The sequence below is a fragment of the Agrobacterium sp. 22-226-1 genome, from assembly GCF_053522345.1.
The window spans coordinates 122,789-140,439 of sequence record NZ_JBNWCP010000012.1 but is presented as its reverse complement, the minus strand read 5'-3'; the positions used below and the strand labels follow the sequence as shown (position 1 = coordinate 140,439).

At 60.6% G+C, this 17,651-nt stretch carries 19 protein-coding genes and 1 pseudogene; 7 read left to right on the top strand and 13 right to left on the bottom strand.

All coding sequences use genetic code 11. The features are described 5' to 3' along the window. Nucleotides 1–21: 21 nt before the first annotated feature. Complete coding sequence (gene cysP, locus ACQZ5K_RS19775) at nucleotides 22–1,008, bottom strand: thiosulfate ABC transporter substrate-binding protein CysP (RefSeq protein WP_448741165.1); 987 nt, start codon at nucleotides 1,006–1,008, stop codon at nucleotides 22–24. Between the two features lie 20 nt (nucleotides 1,009–1,028). Here cysP and ACQZ5K_RS19770 point away from each other — a divergent pair, with 20 nt between their 5' ends. Continuing rightward, the gene (locus ACQZ5K_RS19770) at nucleotides 1,029–1,181 is read left to right on the top strand and encodes a hypothetical protein (protein WP_448741164.1); all 153 of its coding nucleotides are present in this window, start codon (nucleotides 1,029–1,031) and stop codon (nucleotides 1,179–1,181) included. Here the strand turns inward: ACQZ5K_RS19770 and ACQZ5K_RS19765 are convergent. Beyond that, nucleotides 1,178–2,248 (bottom strand): enoyl-CoA hydratase/isomerase family protein, encoded by a 1,071-nt coding sequence (locus tag ACQZ5K_RS19765; RefSeq protein WP_448741163.1) that lies wholly within the window; start codon nucleotides 2,246–2,248, stop codon nucleotides 1,178–1,180. The genes ACQZ5K_RS19770 and ACQZ5K_RS19765 overlap by 4 nt on opposite strands. Before the next feature lie 284 nt (nucleotides 2,249–2,532). Between ACQZ5K_RS19765 and ACQZ5K_RS19760 the strand changes: the two genes are divergently transcribed. Beyond that, on the top strand, nucleotides 2,533–2,790 hold the full coding sequence (locus tag ACQZ5K_RS19760) for a DUF2934 domain-containing protein (protein WP_020809610.1): 258 nt from the start codon (nucleotides 2,533–2,535) through the stop codon (nucleotides 2,788–2,790). 66 nt (nucleotides 2,791–2,856) lie between these two features. Here the strand turns inward: ACQZ5K_RS19760 and ACQZ5K_RS19755 are convergent, their stop codons facing one another. Continuing rightward, complete coding sequence (locus ACQZ5K_RS19755; protein WP_448741162.1) at nucleotides 2,857–3,660, bottom strand: SH3 domain-containing protein; 804 nt, start codon at nucleotides 3,658–3,660, stop codon at nucleotides 2,857–2,859. 257 nt (nucleotides 3,661–3,917) lie between these two features. Between ACQZ5K_RS19755 and ubiG the strand changes: the two genes are divergently transcribed. Then, nucleotides 3,918–4,670, top strand: a complete 753-nt coding sequence (ubiG, locus tag ACQZ5K_RS19750; protein WP_003522555.1) for a bifunctional 2-polyprenyl-6-hydroxyphenol methylase/3-demethylubiquinol 3-O-methyltransferase UbiG — start codon at nucleotides 3,918–3,920, stop codon at nucleotides 4,668–4,670. 38 nt (nucleotides 4,671–4,708) lie between these two features. Here the strand turns inward: ubiG and ACQZ5K_RS19745 are convergent, their stop codons facing one another. From ACQZ5K_RS19745 to ACQZ5K_RS19730, 4 genes and pseudogenes are all read right to left on the bottom strand, one after another. Then, entirely contained in the window at nucleotides 4,709–5,137 is a 429-nt protein-coding gene (locus ACQZ5K_RS19745) for a DUF1178 family protein (protein WP_003522554.1), read from the bottom strand. Next, on the bottom strand, nucleotides 5,134–5,994 hold the full coding sequence (locus ACQZ5K_RS19740; protein ID WP_137453801.1) for a carbon-nitrogen hydrolase family protein: 861 nt from the start codon (nucleotides 5,992–5,994) through the stop codon (nucleotides 5,134–5,136). Before ACQZ5K_RS19740 ends, ACQZ5K_RS19745 begins: the two co-directional genes overlap by 4 nt. 33 nt (nucleotides 5,995–6,027) lie before the next feature. Further along, a complete protein-coding gene (gene grxC / locus ACQZ5K_RS19735) occupies nucleotides 6,028–6,282 on the bottom strand; it encodes a glutaredoxin 3 (RefSeq protein WP_003522552.1) in 255 nt (84 codons plus the stop codon). A 60-nt stretch (nucleotides 6,283–6,342) separates the two neighbouring features. Further along, nucleotides 6,343–7,133, bottom strand: a pseudogene (locus ACQZ5K_RS19730) (ComF family protein). A 143-nt stretch (nucleotides 7,134–7,276) separates the two neighbouring features. Between ACQZ5K_RS19730 and ACQZ5K_RS19725 the strand changes: the two are divergent. Next, the gene (locus ACQZ5K_RS19725) at nucleotides 7,277–8,158 is read left to right on the top strand and encodes a methyltransferase domain-containing protein (protein WP_448741161.1); all 882 of its coding nucleotides are present in this window, start codon (nucleotides 7,277–7,279) and stop codon (nucleotides 8,156–8,158) included. An 18-nt stretch (nucleotides 8,159–8,176) separates the two neighbouring features. Here ACQZ5K_RS19725 and ACQZ5K_RS19720 read toward each other — a convergent pair whose 3' ends face one another. From ACQZ5K_RS19720 to ACQZ5K_RS19695, 6 genes are all read right to left on the bottom strand, one after another. After that, on the bottom strand, nucleotides 8,177–8,389 hold the full coding sequence (locus ACQZ5K_RS19720) for a Flp family type IVb pilin (RefSeq protein ID WP_078053424.1): 213 nt from the start codon (nucleotides 8,387–8,389) through the stop codon (nucleotides 8,177–8,179). A 70-nt stretch (nucleotides 8,390–8,459) separates the two neighbouring features. Continuing rightward, nucleotides 8,460–8,774 (bottom strand): hypothetical protein, encoded by a 315-nt coding sequence (locus ACQZ5K_RS19715; protein ID WP_137004874.1) that lies wholly within the window; start codon nucleotides 8,772–8,774, stop codon nucleotides 8,460–8,462. Nucleotides 8,775–8,946: 172 nt separating this feature from the next. After that, nucleotides 8,947–9,360 (bottom strand): 8-oxo-dGTP diphosphatase MutT, encoded by a 414-nt coding sequence (gene mutT / locus ACQZ5K_RS19710; RefSeq protein ID WP_003522547.1) that lies wholly within the window; start codon nucleotides 9,358–9,360, stop codon nucleotides 8,947–8,949. After that, on the bottom strand, nucleotides 9,357–10,133 hold the full coding sequence (locus ACQZ5K_RS19705) for a GNAT family N-acetyltransferase (protein ID WP_448741160.1): 777 nt from the start codon (nucleotides 10,131–10,133) through the stop codon (nucleotides 9,357–9,359). The genes mutT and ACQZ5K_RS19705 overlap by 4 nt, the downstream gene beginning before the upstream one ends. Nucleotides 10,134–10,151: 18 nt before the next feature. Next, nucleotides 10,152–11,393: a bifunctional glutamate N-acetyltransferase/amino-acid acetyltransferase ArgJ gene (argJ, locus tag ACQZ5K_RS19700; protein ID WP_080854884.1), complete on the bottom strand. Its 1,242-nt coding sequence runs from the start codon at nucleotides 11,391–11,393 to the stop codon at nucleotides 10,152–10,154. A gap of 93 nt (nucleotides 11,394–11,486) precedes the next feature. Continuing rightward, entirely contained in the window at nucleotides 11,487–12,350 is an 864-nt protein-coding gene (locus ACQZ5K_RS19695) for a peptidylprolyl isomerase (protein WP_035237262.1), read from the bottom strand. Between the two features lie 242 nt (nucleotides 12,351–12,592). Between ACQZ5K_RS19695 and secA the strand changes: the two genes are divergently transcribed. From secA to mdoC, 3 genes are all read left to right on the top strand, one after another. Then, on the top strand, nucleotides 12,593–15,310 hold the full coding sequence (secA, locus tag ACQZ5K_RS19690) for a preprotein translocase subunit SecA (protein WP_448741159.1): 2,718 nt from the start codon (nucleotides 12,593–12,595) through the stop codon (nucleotides 15,308–15,310). 135 nt (nucleotides 15,311–15,445) lie between these two features. Beyond that, entirely contained in the window at nucleotides 15,446–16,339 is an 894-nt protein-coding gene (locus ACQZ5K_RS19685; RefSeq protein ID WP_448741158.1) for a DMT family transporter, read from the top strand. Between the two features lie 81 nt (nucleotides 16,340–16,420). After that, entirely contained in the window at nucleotides 16,421–17,623 is a 1,203-nt protein-coding gene (mdoC, locus tag ACQZ5K_RS19680) for a glucans biosynthesis protein MdoC (protein ID WP_448741157.1), read from the top strand. The last annotated feature ends 28 nt before the right edge of the window (nucleotides 17,624–17,651 follow it).

Here is a 17,651-nt window from a genome sequence, read left to right as displayed (position 1 = left end):
ACCTGTTGCGTATCGCTGTGATTAACGGCTGCCGTAAAGCGTATCAAGCGTCGCGCCGGATGCAAAATGCTCTTTCTGGATTTTGTCCCAGCCGCCGAAGACATCATCGACGTTGACGAGGCGAATCGCCGGGAACTTGTCCTTGAATTCGCCGACAACCTTTTCATTGTGGACACGGTGGCCGAATTCGGCGGCGATGCGCTGGCCTTCCTCGGTATAGAGGAAATCGAGGTAGCTCTTCGCCAGATCGCGCGAGCCGCGCTTGTCGACCACCTTGTCCACCACGGCCACCGGAAATTCGGCCAGCAGGCTGACGGAGGGCACGACGCCTTCCACCTTGTCTGCGCCATATTGCTTGGCGATGCCGCGGGTCTCGGCTTCGAAGGTGATAAGCACGTCGCCGATTTCACGCTCAACGAAGGTGGTGGTGGCGGCGCGGCCTCCCGTGTCGAACACCGGCGTATTGTCGAAGATTTTCTTGACGAATGCCTGAACCTTCGCGTCGTCGCCGTTGAACTTCTCCTTGGCGTAAGCAGTGGCGGCGAGATAGGTGTAACGGGCGTTACCCGAGGTCTTCGGATTGGGGAAAACGATCTTCACATCGTCGCGGGCAAGATCGTCCCAGTCCTTGATACCCTTGGGATTGCCGGCGCGCACGAGGAACGACGGGAAGGAGTAGAAGGGCGATGCGTCGTTCGCAAAATCCTTCTTCCAGTCGGCGGAAACGAAGCCCTGCTTCACCAGAAAATCGACATCGGTGACCTGATTGAAGGTGACGACATCGGCTTCCAGACCCTCGACGATGGCGCGCGCCTGCTTGGAGGTGCCGGCATGCGACTGATCGACGGTGACGCCCGGATGCAGCTTGATGAACGCCTCGTTCTCGGCCGCAAAAACTTCGCGGGCGACATCGTAGGATGCGTTGAGAATGGTGGTCGGAGACTGCGCCTGCGCCGCACCTGCAAAAAGAGCGACAATGGCAGTACCGATAATGAGAAGACGTTTCATGAATACCCCCGGCAATTCGAATGGTGCTCAAGATAGCGGGCGGCGGCAACGCCCGCGAGAAACAGCCATGCTTTCCGGGCGCGCAGATTGGAAATTTCGCCCAAAGAATGTCCGCTCCACAGGCGATGATTTCATATACGGCAGGAAGCCGGATTTCTTTTGCGCCGACCTAAAGACGATGATCTGGAAACAGATTGCCGGAATGCGCGGCAAGATAAGGCGCAATGTCCTCCTCCCTCACCTCCTCCAGCCGTGCCGGTTGCCAGCGGGGATTGCGGTCCTTGTCGACCAGCGCCGCACGCACGCCTTCGTAAAAATCATGCTGGCGCAATATTTCCGTACCGGCGGCAAATTCCCGCTCCAGGCATTCGATGAGGCTCGCGCTTTCCCGGCCGAGACGCAGCAGTTTCAGGGTCAGTTTCAGACTGGTGGGGGAGCGTTTTTGCAGGACCTCGAGGGTCTCGCGCGAAAACGCATCGTGGCGCGCCGAAAGTGCCTCGAAAATCTCCTCGACCGTGTCGAAACGGAATGTCGCGTCGATGATATCCCGATTTATGGATAAAACGCCTTCACCGGCCTCGACGGCGTGCGCCGCAATTGCCGTCTCGATGCTGTCCGTATCCGCCGCTTGCGACAGGTCTTGGACCAACCCGTCGAGACGGTCCGAAGGAACAAGATAGTCGGCAAAACCGGCATAGATGGCATCGGCAGCGGTAACGGCATTGCCCGTCAACCCCAGCCAGGTGCCGCATTCGCCCGGCGCCCGTGGCAAAAGCCAGGAGCCGCCGACATCCGGGAAGTAACCGATGCCGGTTTCCGGCATGGCGAGTTTTGTGCGTTCCGTGACGATGCGGTGGCTGCCATGGGCTGAAATACCGACACCGCCGCCCATGATGATGCCGTCCATCAGCGCGATGTAGGGTTTGCCGAAGCGGGCGATGCGATAGTTGAGCGGAAATTCTTCCCGCCAGAAATCAAGCACCTGCGGGTCGCCCGCCTTGCCGAGATCGTGAATGATGCGGACATCGCCACCGGCGCAAAGCCCCCTGTCGCCTTCCCCTGTAAGGACCACACAGGAAACGCCGGCATCCTCTTCGAAACGCTGAAGCGCCTGAAACAGGTCGCGCACCATCGGCAAGGTCAGGCTGTTGATGGCCTTCGGGCGGTTGAGGCGAATGACGCCTGCCCCTCCCCGTTTTTCGACGATGACCTGCGCATCCGCTTCCGTTCTCTGTTCCAAGACCGCCTCCTCTGCTGCCCATTCGTCCGGCCATCTTGGCGGCCCTGGCGCGATCACGCAACGTTGATCTTGTTCTGCGGGAACGTCTTTCGCTCAAACCGCTTTAACGGGCAGAAAATGCCAGAAATCCGTTTTCGCAATGCAGCATGTTTGCTTGACGCCCGGAAAATCATGGCATGTAATGGGTTCTGGAAATGCCGGCATTGATTCCTGTCGAGCGTGTGCCGGACCAAAGCGGAATGTCGCCTTCTCATAGGCGCTGTAAACAGCAACGGGAGACGAGCATGCAGGTTTCGGAACACGAATGGATCAGTAAACGGGCATACACACTCTGGGAAAAAGAGGGCCACCCCCATGGGCGCGACGCGCACCATTGGGAACAGGCCAAGCATGAATTTTCGCTGCTGAAGACATCGGAAGCGACGAAACCTGCAACGCGCAAAAAGGCCGCTCCCAAGGCCGCCGCTGCAGAAGCCGCACCGGATGCGGAAGCCCCGGCAAAACCCAAGGCCCGTGCCCGCAAGGCTGCCGCCGCGAAATAACGGCTCGTAAAGCCAAGCTGAAGCCATAAATGAAAAAGCCCGACAATCATGCCGGGCTTTGTCTGTTTAGCGCGGGTCACAACCCGGATCGCCGATCCGGCAGCCATCGCGGAAATTTTCCGAAGCAGGCGCACGGCGTGGGTCATCCCACTGGCGACGCTCTGGGCGACGCTGGCCTTCATCCTGGTTCTGCTGGCCATCGCGATTGCGGTCGCGGCTTTCATCTTCGAAGCGGCGGCGGTCGTCGTCGCGACGCGGCCTGTCCTGATTTCTGTCACCCTGGTTCCAGTCGCCGTAGCGACGTTCCCAGCGTCCGTCATTCGGGCCCCCCTGACGGGGATCACGCCACTCGTCGCGGCGACCATCACGCCAGTCGTCCCGGCGTCCGTCACGCCACTCGTCACGCGGACGCGGACGATCCCCTCCGGCGCTCGGAGGCGGGGCGTTCCAGTACCCGCCGGACGGCGGCGGACGGCGCCAGCGGTCGCGCTCGCGGTAGAAGTCGCGGTCACGATAATAGCGGTCCCAATAACGGCCGACTTCGAAGGTGATCACCGGCACGCCGAGATCGCGGTAATAACGCGGTTCGACATAAACCCGGTTCTGCCGGTAGGTCGTGGCGATATAACGCCCGGCCACCCAGCCGCGACCGCCCACGAAGGAAACATCGCACCACGGCGTATCGGAAAGGCAGCCGTGCACGGTAAGCGGCGCGCCATTCGGGATAACCACGACGGCCGGATAGGCCGTGCTCGGGCCGGAGCGCATATTCACATTCGCGGTGGCGAAACCCCGCGTCGCAGCTTCGGCAAGTGCCGGCGCGGCGAGCATGGCCACCAGCGCAATTGCGCCAAACAGTTTTTTCTTCACTTCTTTCTCCTCAAGCAAAGGCCCGCTTTGCCCTTGTCGGCATCCACCATGTTCGATGGACGAGTATGCGTTCGGCATACTGCCACGACCGGAAAATACGCGGTTCTGCATGAACGCAGCATGAAACAAATGAGGCATCCAATCAGTTCCACCTGCGGCAATCAGCGCCCGATAAATCGCCGCAGGAATGGACCGCCGGTCTTGACTTCGGGGGGCAATCATCCGACTTCAATGCAACAGCAATATGGAGCAGAACCATGAGCGAAACCGCACAGACGACCGTCGACCAGAGCGAAGTGGATCGCTTCTCCGCGATGGCTGCGGAGTGGTGGAGCCCGACCGGCAAGTTCCGCCCGCTGCACAAGTTCAATCCCGTGCGGCTCGAATATATCCGCAACCGCATCTGCGAGAATTTCGGCCGCGACCCGAAGGCGCACCGCCCGCTGGAAGGGCTGCGCATACTGGATATCGGCTGCGGCGGCGGCCTTCTCTCCGAACCCGTTGCACGCATGGGCGCGGATGTGGTGGGCGCCGATCCCTCGGAAAAGAATATCGGCATCGCCTCCACCCATGCCCGCGAAAGCGGGGTCAGCGTCGATTACCGCGCCGTGACCGCCGAGCAGTTGCAGGAAGCCGGCGAAACCTTCGACGTCATCCTCAACATGGAAGTGGTCGAGCATGTGGCCAATGTCGATCTCTTCGTCACCACCTGCGCGAAAATGGTGCGCCCCGGCGGCCTGATGTTCGCCGCCACCATCAACCGCACGCTCAAAGCCCGGGCACTGGCGATCTTTGCCGCCGAAAACGTGTTGCGCTGGCTGCCGCGCGGCACGCACCAATATGAAAAGCTCGTTCGCCCGGAAGAGCTCGAGCGGCCGCTGGTGGCGAGCGGCATGGATATCATCCACCGCACCGGCGTCTTCTACAACGTGCTGCAGGATCGCTGGAATCTTTCGCCGGATATGGATGTCAACTACATGATGCTGGCGAAGCGGCCGGCGCAGGGGTAAACCCGGACGCTATTTGCGCGATGTCGTTCTAAAGAAATTCAGTTGACGTCGTCGGGCAGCACCGGCAGCGGCGCGATCTCGATACCCTCGTCCAGCAGGGCCTTGGCGTCCTGCGCCGAGGCATTGCCGATGATACCGCGCTCATCCGCTTCGCCGTAGTGGATCTTGCGGGCTTCTTCGGGAAATTTATCGCCGACATCTTCCGCATTGGCGCGGATATTGGCAACGGCCTCGCGGATTTTCGCAAGGGCCTCTTTTCGGGCGGTATCCATGGCGAGCGTCTGGCGTTCGTCTTTCTTGCGGGCGGTGGAAACCGAAGGCGCCATCAACAGCTTGGAGACCTGCACGGAATTGCAGACCGGACAGGACAGGAAACCGCGCTGCAACTGATCGTCGAAATCGTCGCTGCCGGCAAACCAGCCTTCGAACTCATGGCCCTTTTCACAGGCCAGCGCATAACGGATCACGCCGCTTCACCTCCGGCAGGTTTCAGGGGAATAACCGTGTCCAGACCGAACTCGCGGGCATTGCGCAGATTGGGAATCTTGCCACGCGCAGCCGCAACGAGTGACGTGTCGATGTCGGCGAAGATGATTTCCTCTCCGGCGCCGCCGGCAACGGCCAGAACCTTGCCCCACGGGTCGATGATGATGGAATGGCCAAAGGTCTCCCGCCCGTCCTCATGCACGCCGGCCTGCGCGGCGGCGATGACAAAAGCGCCGTTTTCGATGGCGCGGGCACGCAGCAGGATTTCCCAGTGCGCCTCCCCCGTCTGTCGGGTGAAAGCCGCCGGAACGGTCAGAACCTCCGCACCTGCCAGTGCTTCCGCGCGGAAAAGCTGCGGGAAACGGACGTCGTAGCAGATTGCGAAGCCGAATTTCGCCAGCGGAAGTTCGGCGATGCGCGCCACTTCGCCGGGTTGATAGGCAGCACTTTCACGCCAGCTTTCACCATTGTCGAGATCGACATCGAACATGTGGATCTTGTCATAGCTGCAGATGCGCGAACCATCCGGCGCGAAGAGAAAACCGCGATTGGCGATCTTGCCATCCGGGCGGGCAATGGCCGTGGAACCGATATGGACATGAATTCCGAGTTCGCGGGCAAGACGGGCGGCCGTCGCAACGATGATATCGCCATCGTCATCCCGCAGTTGCGCGCGCAGCGCCTGCCTGTCCTTCTGGATCGCGCCCGTCATTTCCGGGGTCTGCACATAAACGGCGCCCTCGGCCGCAGCCGCACGCACCAGCCGTTCCATATCGGCGGCGTTTCTTGCCGGATCGACGCCGGAGCGCATCTGAATGGCGGCAGCCTTGAAACTCATCACATCCTCCATACCCGCGAGAATCGCGGCCGATCAGGCGGCCAGCAGAGCGTCCAGTTTACCGGCGCGCTCCAGCGCGTGCAGATCGTCGCAACCGCCCACATGCTGGCCGTTGATGAAGATCTGCGGGAACGTCGTTCCGCCCGATTTTTCGATCATTTCCTGCCGGTATTCCGGTGTCGTCGTGGCGTTATATTCGGCATAATCCACGCCCTTGCTGTCCAGCAGCGCCTTGGCGCGCGCGCAATAACCACAAAAATCCCGCGTATAGATCGTCACCGGTGCCATGTTTTCAAAGCCCTCGCAAACGTGCGGTAAAACGCACGATAAACTCATGTCATTCAGGTTTCATATAGGCCCGGAAATGGCCATTGCAAAGGTCAAAACCGTCACATCCGTGGCACCGGCCCTGCGCAGGGCGCGGCTTGCCGCACCCACCGTCGCGCCGGTGGTGTAGACGTCGTCCACCAGCACCACGCGCCTGCCATGAACATCGGTTTCCCGGCCGGGCGCGAGCGCGAAAGCGCCGCGCACATTGTCCCGCCGGGCGAGCGCGGAAAGCCCCACCTGCCGCTCTGTCGGCTTCACGCGCAGCAGCGTGCCGGCAAGCAAGGGCTTGCCGGAGGCCCTGGCCAGATGCCGCGCCAGCTCGGCGGATTGATTGAAGCGGCGGCGCAGGAAACGGTTGCGATGCAATGGAACGGGCAAGATGCAATCGCAGGCATCCACCGTTCCGTCGCTTGCCCTCAGCATCCACAGCGCCATCAGGCGGGCGAGATCGGTCCGGTCCTGATATTTCAGCCGGTGCACCAGCTTGCGGGCGGTTCCTCATGGCTTGCGACGGCGCGCAGCCGGTCAAAAGGCGGTGGTTCGGCAATCGCCTGCGCGCTCACGAAACCGTCTCCGTGATCCCGCGCGAAGGGAATGCCCAGAACCTCGCAAAAAGGGCGATCGATAAAGGCCACATCGCGCCAGCAATCCGCGCATAAGGCGCCCTCGTCGCCGGTCATGCGGGTGCAGCCCGCGCAGGTTGGCGAGTAGACCATACGAAAGACCGCACGCCACATGTCTCCCGCCGCCGCCGGCACGGCCGCAGACTTCGACCGCAAACCCGAAAACAGACTTTCACCAGCGCCCATGAGGTTGACTTTACCGCCGAACGGGTGCCTTTGCGGGAGCGATAGTTCCCTCCCGACACCGGGAAAACGATGCCCCCAGCGGCATGAGACCAACGATACGGCCCGCCGATCCTGAAGGCGTTTGAGGCCGAGCAGGCAAGACGATGGATATTCTCTTTGACCAGGCCCTGATCGAACAAAACCGTCGCCGGGCGTGGAACCGGCGCGACGACAAGGCCCTGTTTCTTCTCGATATGGCGGCCGAAGAGCTGGCCGACAGGCTTGCCATCGTCGAGCGACAGTTCGAGACCGCAATCGAACTTCACGGCGGCACCGGCGTCACCGCCCGGCGGCTGACGGAAACCGGCAAGGTGGATACCATTCGCCGTATCGAAACCGAGAGCTCTTTTGCGACGGATGCGAATATTCCCGAGGCGGCTTCCATGGAGCATCTGCCGCTCGAGGAGGCCTCCGCCAACCTCATCGTTTCACCGCTTGCCCTGCATCTGACCAACGATACGCCCGGCGCGCTGATCCAGATCCGGCGGGCATTGAAACCGGACGGCCTGTTTCTCGGCGCCATTCCCGGCAGCGGCACCCTGCAGGAACTGCGCGACGTGCTGCTCACCGCCGAGGCGGAGCTGACCGGAGGCGCCAGCCCGCGCGTCATTCCCTTCGCCGATGTGCGTGATGTCGGCGCGCTTTTGCAGCGCGCCGGGTTTGCGCTCCCCGTGACCGATGCGGAAAGCTACACCGTGCGTTACGATTCGATTTTCCCGCTGATGCGCGACCTGCGCGCCATGGGCATGGCCAATCCGCTGGCAAGCCGCAGCAGAAAACCGCTCAACCGCGCCTTTTTCCTGCGCGCGGCGGAGCTTTACGCCGAGCGATATTCCGATCCTGACGGGCGGATAAGGGCGACATTTTCCATCATCTATGTATCAGGCTGGGCGCCGCACGAAAGCCAGCAGAAACCGCTGAAACCCGGCTCCGCCAAGGTGCGGCTTGCCGATGCCTTAAAGACAACCGAGGTGAAGCTGTCCTGAGCGATCAGCCGAAAGGCTTCAACTTGCCAAAGTGTCTACGATGAACTGAAACACGGCATTGATATTGCTGCTTATGCTGCCTGCGCCAGCGATGAGGGCGGCGGAAATCAGCCCGGCGATCAAGCCGTATTCAACCGCTGTCGCACCGTCTTCGCTTTTGCAAAAATTGATAAAAAAATGCAGCACAGGATATTCCCCATCCGCCATCCGGTGCGTTGCGACAACCGGCATCCGCCCTGTTGAAATCAACTCTATCCTAGGTCGGCGATGTGAGGAATCCGTTACCTTTGATGGTAAACGATCAGCAACCGCCCTCGTTGCTATAACCCGTGACCACGCAGGGCATTTCCGGCATCGGCTGGGTGATGCTGCGACGGATGGAATAGGTCTTGCCCACATCGGTCTTCTTGATGGAGCCCGTGCTGATCATGTCGTAATTGTCAGGAAACTGCGCCACCCGCGTGGAGGATTTTCCGGCAAGCATGGGAGTGACGATGAGCGAGAGCGCGATAACCGCCGTGCCGAAAAGCAGCGCCACATTGAGCACGCCGGTGCGACGGGATTTGTCGGAATACAAGTGACGACCTTCCACCGTCTTCCAGAAATCCTCGTTCATGACCAACCTCGTCTCGCGCAGTTTACCGCTTCTTTAGCTTAACAATCTGCCAGAGGGTGCTGAACGATCTCTTAACACAGCCCCGTTTTGGAACGGCAAAGCGCTGCAAACGGGGCATTTTCACGAAGCTGTGACGGGATAATATGCGAGGACCTCGGGGGGCTTCCCGATTTTATAGCAGATCCTGCAGAAAGGGTATGAGCGGCTCATCGGCCGGCGGCATGGGGTAATCGCGCAGGGCCTGCGGCTTCACCCATTTAATCGCCTGCCCTTCCCGGCCATGCGCAATGCCCTCATAACGGCGGCACACGTAAAGCGGCATCAGGAGGTGAAAGGTCTCATAGGTGTGGCTGGCAAATGTCAGCGGCGCGAGGCAGGCGACCTTGGTTTTGATGCCCAGCTCCTCGTCCAGTTCACGGACAAGGGTTTCCTCCGGAGTCTCGCCATGCTCCACCTTGCCGCCCGGAAATTCCCACAGGCCCGCAAGCGACTTGCCTTCCGGGCGCTGCGCCAGAAGAATGCGGCCATCCTGATCGAGAAGGGCGCAGGCCGCGACCAGCAGGATTTTTTTGCCTGCCTCGCTCATTCGCCGGCTCCCTTGCGCCAGTAACGATAACGATAGGCCTCAGAGAAGCCGAACTTCTCATAAAGGGCGATGGCAGGCGCATTGGTGGAAACCACCTGCAGCCAGGCGGTTTTTGCGCCGCTGATTCTCGCCCAGCGCAGTGCCGACGACAAAATCTGCGTGCCGAGGCCCTTTTTACGCTGCGATTTTATAACGCCGAGCGAGAGAATGCCGGCGAGATCGTTATCCTGCACGCAGATCACCGTCGCGAGCGGATTGCCTTCCACTTCCTCATTGATGAAGAGGCCGAGCGCCGGCTTGATGGAGCTGACGATTTCCGCAATCGCCGGACGGAGCGCCGGGTCGCCATCGCTGACCTTGATGCTCGCCTCGATAAAACGGCCGATATCGTGGCTCGGCAGACTGACCAGCGTTTCGGGCAGTTCCATTCCGGAGAGATCGGCCGTCATGACCGTGACTTCTTCGAAAACGGACCAATCGTCATTCGAGAGAAATTCTCTCAGCTGCGGCGGCATCAGCGTCGTTTCGCGCACCACCAGCGGTCTGCCGAAATCTTCGAACCGCTTGCGTGCCTTTTCCAGCCGCACCGCGCTGTTCCCGTAATCGGACGGATCGAGCGGCACCACGCAGTTGATGCGCTTGGAGGGGTGCGAACCCGTCAGGCGGATTTGCCAGCTACCGTCATAAATCACCGACGAGGCAGGCCATGCCCGGAAGCTGACGGCTTCCAGACGGCGAACCAGCGGCAGATTGACGGCTTTATTGTCCTGCATTCTCTTCGGCTCCAACGGTCAGCTCCGGTAGTCGCCGTTGATCGCAACATATTCTTTCGTCAGGTCACAGGTCCAGACGGTGGCCGTTCCCTGACCGAGACCGATATCCACCTTCACCGGAATGTCTTCGAGACGCATCACCGCGCTGGTTTCCGCCTCCGAATAATCCGGGTCACGCTCGCCGTTGACGGCCACGCGCACGCCGCCGAACCAGATGGCGAGGCGGTCGCGGTCGGCCATTTCGCCCGACTTGCCGACAGCCATGACAACGCGGCCCCAATTGGCGTCTTCGCCCGCAACCGCGGTCTTCACCAGCGGCGAATTGGCGATGGAGAGGGCAATCTTCTTGGCGGCGGCATCGTTTTCCGCGCCTGTTACGGTGACTTCCACCATCTTGCGCGCGCCTTCGCCGTCACGAACCACCTGCAAGGCGAGGTCCTTCAGTAGATCGTTCAGCGCGGTGCGGAAGCCGGCAAGGCGCTCGTCATCGGCGCTCGTTACCTTCACCTGGCCGTCTTCGGCGGCAGCACCTGTCGCAAACAGCATCAACGTATCGGAGGTGGAAGTGTCGCTATCGACCGTCACGGAATTGAATGTCGGGCCAACACCGGCAGACAGCAGCGACTGCAGGGCGGCGGGCTCGATATCCGCATCCGTCACCACGAAAGAGAGCATCGTCGCCATGTCGGGCGCAATCATGCCGGCACCCTTGGAAATGCCGTTGATCGTCACGATCACGCCGCCGATCTCGGCGGTGCGGGTCGAAACCTTGGGATAGGTGTCGGTCGTCATGATCGCCTTGGCGGCTTCCTGCCAGAAATCGGCTTCCGCCCTGACATTCATGTCGCCGAGAACGCCGGCAAATTTCGTCGCATCCAGCGGCTCACCGATCACGCCTGTCGATGCCAGAAACACCTCGCTTTCGGAGCAGCCAACGGCGGCAGCGGCGGATTTCGCCGTCAGTTCGGTCGCGGCCTTGCCCTTGACGCCGGTAAAGGCATTGGCATTGCCGGAATTGACCACCACGGCGCGCGCCACGCCGCCGCCCAGATTGGCGCGGCAGAAATCGACCGGGGCGGAAGGGCATTTCGATTTGGTGAAGACACCGGCGACGCTTGCCGGCTTGTCGAACACCATCAGCAGAACGTCGGTGCGGTTCTTGTACTTGATGCCGGCGGCGGCCGTCGCCATGCGAACGCCGCGCAGCGCAGGCATGTCGGGATAGGATTTCGGAGCGAGCGGAGAAACGGCAACGGACATGGGAAGCGCCTGAAATTCTGGAAATGGGAAGTATGGAAATGCCAGAGATGAAACGGGGCGGCCTTTAAAGCCGCCCCATAACAAGGGTAATTCTTACTGCTGCGGCTGAGCCTGCTGCTCCTTCGTGGCTTCGTCGTAGCCCTTCTTCAGCGTCTCATCCATGATTTCGATCTTCTGGTCAGCCTTGGCCTTCTCGATGAGGGCAACGTACTTGTCACGCATGACAAGCTGACGAACCTGCGGCTCGACCTGTTCGAAAGCCGGCGGCGGCGCGATGCGCTTGTCTTCGAGTTTGATGACGTGGAAGCCGAACTGGGTCTTCACCGGAGCCTTGGTGTAGGCGCCCTTTTCGAGGCCGAAAGCGGCTTCTTCGAATTCCGGCACCATGCGGCCCTTGCCGAACCAGCCGAGATCGCCGCCGTCATCCTTGTTGGAATCGGTCGACTTTTCCTTGGCGAGGGCGGCAAAATCCTTGCCCGAATCAAGCTGCTTGATGATGTCTTTCGCTTCGTCCTCGCTGGCGACGAGAATGTGCGCGGCCTTGATTTCCTCTTCCTGCGGCAGGGCTGCGACTTCCTTGTCGTAGCGGGCCTTTACTTCGTCAGCGGTAACGGCATCGACCACATGCTTGCGGAAATAGGCGTTGTGCAGCTCACGGTCCTGGATGAATTCCATGCGCTTCTTGAAATCTTCAGTCTTTTCCAGACCTTCGGCGCTGGCGTTCTTCACCAGAAGCTTGACGTCGATCGCGCCGGAAAGGGCTGCAACCTTCTTCTGCTCATCGGGAAGCTGCGCGAGCTGCGGGTCGAGGTTGCTCATGGCGAGGTCGAGTTCGGACTGGTGGATTTCCAGATCGCCGACCTTGGCGACAACCTTGTCTTCCTGTGCGAAAGCCGGAAGCTGGAGGCCGAGCGTGGCCACAATCACCGCAGCCGCAATTTTATTATAGCGCAACATTTTGAACCTTTCGGGGACAATGCCGGCTCCAGACATGGTTTCCGGCTCTGAAAAAACTTCCAAACACCGGATTGTGGCCATTCTGTAACGGGCAGAACCGTTGACATCATTTGCCCCCCCTCTTATCTGTCACGCAACCTCGCGTCCAGATACGTTGAAGGGCGAAGTCCGTCATTTATGCTGAAATCGGCGTGACGGAGAAAAGCGCCCGGCAAAACGGAATTTCAGAAAGGGCCAGTAAGATGGTCAGTCTCGGCGGAATAGCCCGCAAGTTGTTCGGTTCGGCAAATGACCGCCGCGTCCGCTCCTATAAAAGCAAGATCGCAGCCATCAATGCGCTGGAAGAAGCCACCAAGGCGCTCTCCAATGAGGCGCTGGCGGCCAAGACCGCTGAGTTCCGCCAGCAGCTTGCCGATGGCAAAACGCTGGACGACCTGCTGATCCCGGCTTTCGCCGTTGCCCGTGAAGCGTCGCGCCGCGTTCTGCATATGCGCCCCTTCGACGTGCAGCTGACCGGCGGCATGATTCTGCATGGAGGCGCCATCGCCGAAATGAAGACCGGTGAAGGCAAGACGCTGGTGGCGACCCTTGCGGTCTACCTCAACGCCCTTGCCGGCAAGGGCGTGCATGTCGTCACCGTCAACGACTACCTCGCCAAGCGCGACGCGGCCACGATGAGCAGGCTCTACGGCTTCCTCGGCCTGACGACCGGCGTCATCGTCCACGGGCTGGACGACGACCAGCGCCGCGAGGCCTATGCCTGCGACATCACCTACGCCACGAATAACGAACTCGGCTTCGATTATCTGCGCGACAACATGAAATATGACCGCGCCCAGATGGTTCAGCGCGGCCACAACTACGCGATCGTCGACGAAGTCGACTCGATCCTGGTCGACGAGGCGCGCACACCGCTCATCATTTCCGGCCCGCTGGACGACCGTTCCGACCTTTACAACACCATCGACGCCTTCATTCCGCTGCTGACGCCGGAAGATTACGAAATCGATGAAAAGCAGCGCTCGGCCAACTTCTCCGAAGACGGCACCGAGAAGCTCGAAAACCTGCTGCGGCAGGCGGGCCTCCTGAAGGGCGAATCGCTTTACGACGTCGAAAACGTCGCCATCGTTCACCACATCAACAATGCGCTGAAGGCCCACAAGCTCTTCACCCGCGACAAGGACTATATCGTCCGTAACGACGAAATCGTCATCATCGACGAGTTCACCGGCCGCATGATGCCGGGCCGTCGTTATTCCGAAGGTCAGCATCAGGCTCTCGAAGCCAAGGAAAAGGTGCAAATCCAGCCGGAAAACCAGACGCTTTCCTCCGTTACCTTCCAGAATTATTTCCGCATGTACGAAAAGCTGGCCGGCATGACCGGTACTGCTGCGACGGAAGCGGAAGAATTCGGCAATATTTACGGCCTCGACGTCATCGAGGTGCCGACCAACCTGCCGATCCAGCGTATCGACGAGGACGACGAGGTTTACCGCACCGGCGAGGAGAAGTTCCAGGCGATCATCACCGAGATCAAGGCGGCGCATGAACGCGGCCAGCCGGTTCTGGTGGGCACGACCTCCATCGAAAAATCCGAACTTCTGGCGCATCTCCTGCGTCAGTCCGGCTTCTCCGATTTCCAGGTTCTGAACGCGCGTTACCACGAGCAGGAAGCCTATATCGTCTCGCAGGCCGGCGTTCCGGGTGCGGTTACCATCGCCACCAACATGGCTGGCCGCGGTACCGACATCCAGCTCGGCGGCAATGTCGACATGCGGCTTGAGCGCGAGCTCGAAGGCATCGAACCGGGTCCGGAACATGACGCCAAGGAACAGGCGATCCGCGCCGAGATCAAGGTTCTGAAGGAAAAGGCGCTTGCCGCCGGCGGTCTTTACGTCATCGCCACCGAACGCCACGAAAGCCGACGCATCGACAACCAGCTGCGCGGCCGTTCCGGCCGTCAGGGCGACCCGGGCCGTTCGAAATTCTACCTGTCGCTTCAGGATGACCTGATGCGCATCTTCGGTTCCGAGCGCATGGACTCGATGCTGCAGAAGCTCGGCCTGAAGGAAGGCGAGGCAATCGTCCATCCGTGGATCAACAAGGCGCTGGAGCGCGCCCAGAAGAAGGTCGAAGCCCGCAACTTCGAGACCCGCAAGAACCTTCTGAAATATGACGACGTGCTGAACGACCAGCGCAAGGTGATCTTCGAACAGCGTCTCGAGCTGATGGAAGCCGACAATATCGGCGAAACCGCAGCCGATATGCGCCATGAAGTGATCGAAACGCTCGTCACCAAGCATATTCCGGAAAATGCCTATGCCGAACAGTGGGATATTGCAGGCCTGAAGGCCGGCATCGCCCAGTTCCTCAACCTCGACCTGCCGGTGGAGGAATGGGCCAAGGAAGAAGGCATCGCCGAGGACGATATTCTCCAGCGCGTCACCGAGGCCGCCGACAAATACGCCGCCGAGCGCGCGGAACGTTTCGGCCCCGAGATCATGACCTATGTGGAACGCTCGGTCATTCTCCAGACGATCGACCATCTGTGGCGCGAACATATCGTCAACCTCGACCATCTCCGCTCGGTCGTCGGTTTCCGCGGTTATGCCCAGCGCGACCCGCTGCAGGAATACAAGGCGGAAGCCTTCGAACTGTTCCAGGCGCTGCTCGCCAATCTGCGCGAGGCCGTTACCGCCCAGCTGATGCGCGTGGAACTGGTGCAGCAGGAACCGCAGCAGCCCGAACTGCCGGAAATGACGGCGCATCATCTCGACCCCAATACGGGCGAAGACGAAATGGCGCTGGGCCAGCAGGCCGCGCCCGCCGCCTTCGTGCCGGCCGAGGATCGCGATCCGGAAAACCCCGCCACCTGGGGTCGCATCGGCCGCAACGAAATGTGCCCCTGCGGCTCCGGCAAGAAATACAAGCACTGCCACGGCGTTTACGAACAGGCCTGAGGCAGTTCCGGACAGACAAACGACATCGCCCGCACCTTCGGTTGCGGGCGATTTTCGTTGCACCCCTCGATCGCTGTTGACGGATATCGGCAATTTCCAATATGGGAGCCGGATCGTCTTCCGGAAAAAGCTTTCATGGCCCCTCGCGACTTTGCCGCTTATGTTTTTCTCGCACTCGCGTGGGGAATGTCCTTCCTGCTGCTTTTACATGTCGTCGAGGCCTTCGGCTGGATCGGCGCGGTCACGCTCCGCTCGCTGGTCACCGCCATCACCCTGTTTCTGATCGCGATTGCGGCGCGCCGAAAGCTTGCATTTTCCGCGAGCTGGCGCGCCTTCGCCGTCGTCGGCGCAACAACGGTCGCGGGACAGTTGATCGGCCTCTCCTATGCGACGCCGCTGGTCGGCACCGCCATGGCGGCCATTCTGGTGGCCACCATCCCGCTCTTTTCCATGCTCATATCGCAGGTCTGGGGGCTTGAACGCCTCACGAAACAGGGCTTTGCCGGCCTCGTCATCGGCTTTAGCGGCATCTTGCTGCTTGTTGGCTTCCCCGCTGTGCCCGTCACGACCGGCTTCATCATCGGCTGTACCGCCGCTCTCGCCGCCTGCATCTGCGCCGCCTATGGCAGCAACTATGCCAGCCGCTATCTCAAGGGCGTGGGTTCGTGGGAAATTACCATCGGCTCCTTTCTCACGGGCGGGCTGATGACATTGCCGCTTCTTCTGGCCGTGCCCCTGCCCGGAGCACCGCGCCTCATCGATTACGGTTATCTTCTCGTACAGGCGGTGGTCATGAGCGGCCTCACCTACATCACCTATTTCAAGCTTGTCTCCTCAATCGGCGCAACCAGGGCGATCAGCGTGGAATTCGCCGTGACCGTCGTTGCGGTCCTCGTCGGCGCGCTGGTGCTGGATGAGCCGCTTTCGCTTCCCCAGCTTTTCGGCGCCGGCGTCATCATTCTGGGCTGTGCGCTGGTCCTCGATCTCATGCCCAGAAAAAAGGCTCCGCCCACACCCTCCGGGGCGTGAAGGGTTTATTAGCGTTTTCCACCAATAGTCGTGCTGGTCATTGCTGATCACACGGGATCGCGCCTGCGGCGCGAGGGAAAAATGCAACCGGGCAAATCAGACTACGAGCACTACTGGGACCCGCTAAGGGCGCTCCTCATGCTGCTTGGCATTCCCTATCACGCCTCCCTCCTCTACAGCCATGCCCTGCCATGGGACATCAAGGATTTCGGCACCAGCCCGCTTCTGAGCGCGCTGGGTGCCGCACTCGTCACCTTCCGCATGCCGGCATTCTTTCTGGTGGCGGGCTATTTTTCCACCATGGTCATCGGCAAGAGAGGCAAGATGCGCTGGCTGAGACAGCGTTTCCTGCGCCTCGGCGTGCCCTTCATCGTCGCCATTCTTCTGCTCGGGCCTTTGCAGCTTTTCCTGCTGCAACTGGCCGGCGTCGCCAAAGGCGATATCCCGGCCGACCGACTGCTTGAGAGCCTGCCCGGCCTGCTGCGCCCGAGCGAACAGTGGATCATGCATCTATGGTTCCTGCCGGCCCTTATCTTCTATTCGATCCTGCTTGCCGGCCTGCTGTTTCTCGCGGAACGCCCGCCACTGGCCTATGTGAAAGATTGGTTCAGCAGCCTGCGGCAGCGGCATACCACCCTGTTTTTCGCAATGCTCTGCCTCATACCTGTTGTGTGGGAATTGATGATCTACGGATCCGGCCTGCTTGCGGCAAAGAGCGGAAGCGGCCTCTTTCTTCTCTATGAACGCGCTTCCGATCCCTATGCGCGTTACCTGCCATTCTTCCTCATCGGCGCGCTGCTGCATCGTGACCGCGCCCTCTTTCACCGCTTTCGTCAGGCGGGCCTTCTCACCGGCGTCATCGCGGCGGGCGCCATAGCGACGGCGGTGACCCTGCGCCTGCAATATCCCTTTTCGAATTCGGCCCTGCTGGTGCTGGTGTCGGCAATTGCAGCGGTGACGGCAAGCCGTCTGTTGATCGACCTCGCCTGCCGCTATTTCGACAGGCCGAACCGGCTTGCCAGACGCATGACGGATGCGTCCTTCACCATCTACCTGTTTCACCATCCGCTGATCTACGCCTTCGGAACGCTGTTCATCCTCATTGCGCTGCCGCCGGTCGTGGAATTCACCATCATCGTCGCAGCTACCACGGCGACGGCCTATATGCTGCATCAGGCGATACGCCTCAGCCCGCTCGCCCTTTTCCTGTTCAACGGCATTCGCAAGCCACGCGTGGCGGACGATATTGGCACACAGGCCGGCGCGTCCCAAACCCTTCGTTAAGGATGAAGCGCGTATGATCGACCTGCCT